Source organism: Mesorhizobium sp. M2A.F.Ca.ET.037.01.1.1 (assembly GCF_003998075.1).
GTDB lineage: Bacteria > Pseudomonadota > Alphaproteobacteria > Rhizobiales > Rhizobiaceae > Mesorhizobium.
In genome coordinates, this window is sequence record NZ_RZSA01000361.1 from 1 (window position 1) to 5,903 (window position 5,903).

General features: G+C 61.5%; 6 protein-coding genes. 3 read left to right on the top strand and 3 right to left on the bottom strand.

What is annotated here, in order from left to right; genetic code table 11:
- On the bottom strand, positions 1–419 hold a 419-nt coding region (locus EOA27_RS18520; protein WP_281059438.1), incomplete at its 3' end, for an NAD(P)H-hydrate epimerase.
- Positions 420–765: 346 nt separating this feature from the next.
- On the opposite strand from EOA27_RS18520, the gene EOA27_RS18525 reads away from it, so the two are divergent.
- Both EOA27_RS18525 and glnA read left to right on the top strand, forming a co-directional pair.
- Positions 766–1,104: a P-II family nitrogen regulator gene (locus EOA27_RS18525; protein WP_018428041.1), complete on the top strand. Its 339-nt coding sequence runs from the start codon at positions 766–768 to the stop codon at positions 1,102–1,104.
- A 61-nt stretch (positions 1,105–1,165) separates the two neighbouring features.
- On the top strand, positions 1,166–2,575 hold the full coding sequence (glnA, locus tag EOA27_RS18530) for a type I glutamate--ammonia ligase (protein ID WP_042642240.1): 1,410 nt from the start codon (positions 1,166–1,168) through the stop codon (positions 2,573–2,575).
- Between the two features lie 314 nt (positions 2,576–2,889).
- On the opposite strand, the gene EOA27_RS18535 is transcribed toward glnA, so the two are convergent.
- Positions 2,890–3,927, bottom strand: coding sequence for a glutamine synthetase beta-grasp domain-containing protein (locus EOA27_RS18535; protein WP_126082787.1), 1,038 nt, complete (start codon positions 3,925–3,927; stop codon positions 2,890–2,892).
- A 201-nt stretch (positions 3,928–4,128) separates the two neighbouring features.
- On the opposite strand from EOA27_RS18535, the gene EOA27_RS42190 reads away from it, so the two are divergent.
- Positions 4,129–4,428 (top strand): DUF2735 domain-containing protein, encoded by a 300-nt coding sequence (locus tag EOA27_RS42190; protein ID WP_245491117.1) that lies wholly within the window; start codon positions 4,129–4,131, stop codon positions 4,426–4,428.
- Positions 4,429–4,507: 79 nt separating this feature from the next.
- Here EOA27_RS42190 and EOA27_RS18545 read toward each other — a convergent pair.
- Positions 4,508–5,903: MFS transporter (locus tag EOA27_RS18545; RefSeq protein ID WP_127256858.1), on the bottom strand; the 1,396-nt coding region annotated here is incomplete at its 5' end.

Sequence of the window (5,903 nt, forward strand, 5' to 3'; positions counted from 1 at the left end):
ATGTCGACCGCGGCCTTGGCGTCGCCGGATAGCGGTTTCGACAGGCCTGCGCCAAAGAGCGCGTCGACGACCAGCGAACCGTCTTCGGGCGTGAGGGCCGACAGCGGTCGCCGCTCCAGGGTGCAGGCGGCAGCCGCGAGCGCGGCGTCACTGCCTGGCCGCGGTTCGCCCAACGCCCACAGAGCCACATCGACGCCAGCCTCGGCCAACAGCCGCGCCACGACATAACCGTCGCCGCCATTGTTGCCGGGGCCGCACAGCACATGCGCCCTCTTCGCGCCCGGGTGGCGCGCCAGCACCAGGGTCGCGACTGCTTCGCCGGCGCGTTGCATCAAACCGTAGCCGTCGAGCGGCCCGGCCGCGATCGCTAGTCTGTCCGCCTCGGCCATTTCGGCCGTCGATAGAAGTTCATTGCGCATGGGATTGCCGATCTCCGTGCGATCAAGCATTGTCCAGTTTTCGGTTCGAAGCAAACCGCCGCGGCCGCGCATCGTTTGCAGATGCGGCCGCATCCGACAGGGGTCCGATTGCTATTTGCGCTTCCTGCCCATTTTTTATGCAGGATTGAGGAGGGGCGATGTATAGGGTTTGGGCGTCCATGCCGCATCCGGCGCAGCGGATGACGCGAATTTGCATCCGGGCCCGATGCGGAATCGAAAACGCCCTGTACCTATTCTTCCCCCCTGGATTGGCACGGTTCGTGCTAGATGGAGGCGCAAGCGGGGTACACAACCCGTCTTCTTGGCAGTGGAGGCCATTTTTTACATGAAAAAGATCGAAGCGATCATCAAGCCATTCAAGCTGGACGAAGTGAAGGAAGCGCTTCAAGAGGCCGGGCTGCAAGGCATCACCGTCACCGAGGCCAAGGGTTTCGGCCGTCAGAAGGGGCATACCGAGCTTTATCGCGGCGCCGAATATGTCGTCGACTTCCTGCCCAAGGTGAAGATCGAAGTGGTGCTCGGCGACGAAGCCGTTGAAGGCGCCATCGAGGCCATCCGGAAAGCGGCGCAAACGGGCCGTATCGGCGATGGAAAAATCTTCGTTTCCAACATAGAGGAAGTCGTGCGCATCCGTACCGGCGAGACCGGTATCGACGCCATCTGACGCCCTCCATCTTTCTGCAACGTCATCATCAAAAACACGTCATCACACAGGGATACATGACATGACGACAGCCAAAGACATCATGAAGCAGATCAAGGACAATGATGTGAAATTCGTCGACCTGCGCTTCACCGATCCACGCGGCAAGCTGCAGCATGTGACGATGGATGTCGTCGAGGTCGAGGAAGACATGTTCGCCGATGGCGTCATGTTCGACGGCTCCTCGATCGCTGGCTGGAAGGCTATCAACGAGTCCGACATGGTGCTGATGCCCGACACGGATACCGTCCACATGGATCCGTTCTTCGCGCAGTCGACCATGGTCATCCTGTGCGACATCCTCGATCCGATCTCGGGCGAGGCCTACAATCGCGATCCGCGCGGTACCGCCAAGAAGGCCGAAGCCTACATGAAGTCGGAAGGCATCGGCGACACCATCTATGTCGGCCCCGAAGCCGAGTTCTTCGTGTTCGACGACGTGAAGTACAAGGCAGACCCCTACAACACCGGATTCCGTCTGGACTCCACCGAACTGCCGTCCAATGACGACACCGACTACGAGACCGGCAATCTCGGCCACCGCCCGCGCATCAAGGGCGGCTACTTCCCCGTGCCGCCGATCGATTCCGCCCAGGACATGCGTTCCGAAATGCTGACCGTGCTGGCCGAGATGGGCGTGCGCGTCGAGAAGCACCACCACGAAGTCGCCGCCGCCCAGCATGAGCTCGGCATCAAGTTCGACACGCTGGTGCGCAACGCCGACAAGATGCTGATCTACAAGTATGTCGTGCACCAGGTCGCCAATGCCTACGGCAAGACGGCCACCTTCATGCCGAAGCCGGTGTTCGGCGACAACGGCTCGGGCATGCATGTGCACCAGTCGATCTGGAAGGGCGGCAAGCCGACCTTCGCCGGCAACGAATATGCGGGCCTGTCGGAAACCTGCCTCTATTACATCGGCGGCATCATCAAGCACGCCAAGGCGATCAACGCCTTCACCAACCCGCTCACCAACTCCTACAAGCGTCTGGTGCCGGGCTATGAAGCGCCGGTGCTGCTCGCCTATTCGGCGCGCAACCGCTCGGCTTCCTGCCGCATTCCGTTCGGCTCCTCGCCGAAGTCGAAGCGCGTCGAGGTCCGCTTCCCCGATCCGGGCGCGAACCCCTATCTCGGTTTCGCCGCCATGCTGATGGCCGGCCTCGACGGCATCAAGAACAAGATCCATCCCGGACAGCCGATGGACAAGGACCTCTACGACCTGCCGCCGAAGGAGCTGAAGAAGATCCCGACCGTCTGCGGCTCGCTGCGCGAGGCGTTGCAGAACCTCGACAAGGATCGCGGATTCCTGAAGGCCGGCGGCGTCTTCGACGACGATCAGATCGATGCGTATATCGAGCTCAAGATGGCCGAGGTGATGCGCTTCGAAATGACCCCGCATCCGGTCGAGTACGACATGTACTATTCTGTCTGACGACCGAACTTCTCGGCATCGGCGACAAAGACGGACCCCGGCGTTTCGCCGGGGTTTTCGCATGGGCAGTCCATTGGAGGGCTTTCCGCAAACCCAGCGTAGCCATGCAGCATCCGGCCGGTCCGCCACTGCAGAAGCAGCAGTCACGCCAAAGTGGTCGCGGCGCTCAATCGCCTGGCGTTGCTGCCGTTGACGGCGGCGGCAGGCGAAACATTCCCGCCGGTTGTTTGCATGCAAAAAAGCCCCGGCGAAGAACGCCAGGGCTTTCGACAATTGAAACTTACGCGGCGCAGGCGAGGCCCGCGCCTGGATGATCAGGCGGCGGCCGAAACGGCGTCGGTCGAAACCTGCGAGATCGTCTTCAGGATCTGCGAAGCGATCTGGTAGGGGTCGCCCTGCGAGTTCGGGCGGCGATCTTCCAGATAGCCCTTGTAGTCGTTCTTGACGAAGGAGTGCGGAACGCGGATCGAGGCGCCGCGGTCGGCGACGCCGTAGGAGAATTTGTTCCACGGCGCGGTCTCGTGCTTGCCGGTCAGGCGCTTGTCGTTGTCCGGACCGTAGACAGCGATGTGATCCATCAGGTTCTTGTCGAACTGCGCCATCAGCGCCTCGAAATAGGCCTTGCCGCCGACTTCGCGCATATAGGCGGTCGAGAAGTTGGCATGCATGCCCGAGCCGTTCCAGTCGGTATCACCCAGCGGCTTGCAGTGGAACTCGATGTCGATGCCGTATTTCTCGGTCAGACGCAGGAGCAGGTAGCGAGCCATCCACATCTGGTCGGCGGCCTTCTTGGAGCCCTTGCCGAAGATCTGGAATTCCCACTGGCCCTTCGCCACTTCGGCGTTGATGCCTTCATGGTTGATGCCGGCGGCGAGGCAGAGGTCGAGATGCTCCTCGACGATCGTGCGGGCGACATCACCGACATTCTTGTAGCCGACGCCGGTGTAGTACGGGCCCTGCGGCGCCGGATAGCCGCTCTCGGGGAAGCCGAGCGGACGGCCGTCCTTATAGAAGAAATACTCCTGCTCGAAGCCGAACCAGGCGCCCTCGTCGTCGAGGATGGTGGCGCGCTTGTTGGAGACATGCGGGGTCACGCCATCGGGCATCATGACTTCGCACATGACCAGCACGCCATTGGTGCGGGCCGGATCCGGATAAACGTCGACCGGCTTCAGCACGCAGTCGGAGCTGTGGCCCTCGGCCTGGTTGGTGGACGAGCCGTCGAAACCCCACAGCGGCAGCTGCTCGAGCGTCGGGAACTCGGCAAACTCCTTGATCTGGGTCTTGCCGCGCAGGCTGGGGGTCGGGACATATCCGTCGAGCCAGATATACTCGAGCTTGTATTTGGTCATTCCAGTGCCTCTCGTTGCTAGGACGCCGCAAGCGACGTCAACGCATGGCCGGGCTTGCCGGCCTGCCGATGGTTAAAAAGCAATTCGTATGCCACTCCGCCGTCGGCGGGTGCGGCAAAATGGTCGCGCCAACACGTGGATTTTGCTCAGCCGCCTCAATAATGCGCTCTGATCGCTCAATCGAGATTTCTGCATAAATAATTGGCAAATATTGATCTTTTTGTAGGCATATTGCCTAAACGAATCGCAGAACCTATCTTGCTTGCTAAGTTTAATCGGCAAGCCTCAAGACAAGCAAGGAGGTCGCCAATGCAGGTCATGCAACCGCGTCCGTCGGCAAAAATCCTGATGTTCCCGCTGGCAGGGCGCAAGTCTGCCTCAAATTTAGGCGCCAAGGCGAAATTCGCGGCAGAGCTTGCGACGCTTCGCGGCGAGCACGCCGACTTTGACGGCTGGTATCACGAAGCAGCCGTCGAGGAAGAAAATCAGCGCAAGAGCTGATCGCCCCTTAGGTTTTATGGACGAAAAAGCCCGGCGCGATCGCTCGCGCCGGGCTTTCTTTTGGAGCAGATGACCGAGGTCAGTCCTTGGCGTGCAAGTCGGTGCCGAGCGTATCCCTGACGAAGATCATGCCGATGATCAGCGACATCGCCGCGATGATCACCGGGTACCAGAGACCGTAGTAGATATCGCCCTTGTAGGCGCTGAGCGCGAACACGGTCGCGGGCAGCAGGCCGCCGAACCAGCCGTTGCCGATATGGTAAGGCAACGACATGCCGGTGTAGCGGATGCGGGTCGGGAACATCTCGACCAGGATCGCGGCGATCGGCCCATAGACCATGGTCACGAACAGCACCAGGATGAACAGGATGCCGATCGTCATCGGCCAGTTGATGGCCGCCGGATCGGCGAACATGGCGAACGCGCCGCCGCCCGGTATGGTGTAGACCGTGACTTCCGTCGCACCGGCCGCCTCGTCCTTGGTCAGGACCTTGTCGGCGATCGCCTGCTCGGCCGGAACGGTGGCCTTCTCGCCGCCGCGGATCGTGGCTGCATCGAGCTTCAGTTCCGGATTGGCCGCGATGAAGGCGTCGAGCTTCTGGTCCGCCACCTTGGCCGCGGCGCGCTTCAGCGGATAGCCGCCGTCCTTCAGCGCCATGTTCACCGCCTTCTGGAAGACCCCCTCCTTGGCCTTGGCCTGATCGCCGGCGGCAACGGCATCATAAGACTCCACCGTCTCGTTGCCGATCTTGACCGTAGCCGCAGTTCCAGGCGCGGCCGTCGTGACGACGTCGTATGGCACCGAGTTCTTGGTCAAGAACGAGGTCGCGATATCGCAGGATGTCGTGAACTTCGCGGTGCCGACCGGGTTGAACTGGAACCTGCAGTCGCCGGGAGCCGCCGTCACCGTCGCGCGGGTGTTCTGCTGGGCGGTGGCCAGAGCCGGGTTGGCGGCCGAGGTCAACGCCTTGAACAGCGGGAAGGTGCAGACGATGCCCAAGGCCAGTCCGGCCATGATGATCGGCTTGCGGCCGATCTTGTCGGACAGCCAGCCGAACACGACGAAGAAGATCGAGCCGATGGCAAGCGCGATGGCGATCATGATGTTGACCGACTGGGCGTCGACCTTCAGCACGTTGGTGAGGAAGAAGAGAGCGTAGAACTGGCCGTTGTACCAGATCACGGCCTGGCCGGCGGTGAGGCCAAGCAGCGCCAGAAGGGCGATCTTGGCGTTCTTCCACTGGCCGAACGCCTCCGTCAGCGGCGCCTTGGAGCCCTTACCCTCGTCCTTCATACGCTGGAAGGTCGGCGACTCCGACAGCGACAGCCGAATCCAGACCGAAACGGCGAGCAGCAGGAAGGAAACGATGAAGGGAATGCGCCAGCCCCAGCTTGCATAGGTTTCCTTGCTGAGCGAGGCCTGCACGATCAGGATGACGATGAGCGACAGGAACAGACCGAGCGTCGCCGTGGTC

Excerpts from the sequence above, each read along its gene's own strand:
- EOA27_RS18525 (WP_018428041.1), top strand. The coding sequence starts at position 766 with ATGAAAAAGATCGAAGCGATCATCAAGCCATTCAAGCTGGACGAAGTG.
- EOA27_RS18535 (WP_126082787.1), bottom strand. The coding sequence starts at position 3,927 with ATGACCAAATACAAGCTCGAGTATATCTGGCTCGACGGATATGTCCCG.
- glnA (WP_042642240.1), top strand. The coding sequence starts at position 1,166 with ATGACGACAGCCAAAGACATCATGAAGCAGATCAAGGACAATGATGTG.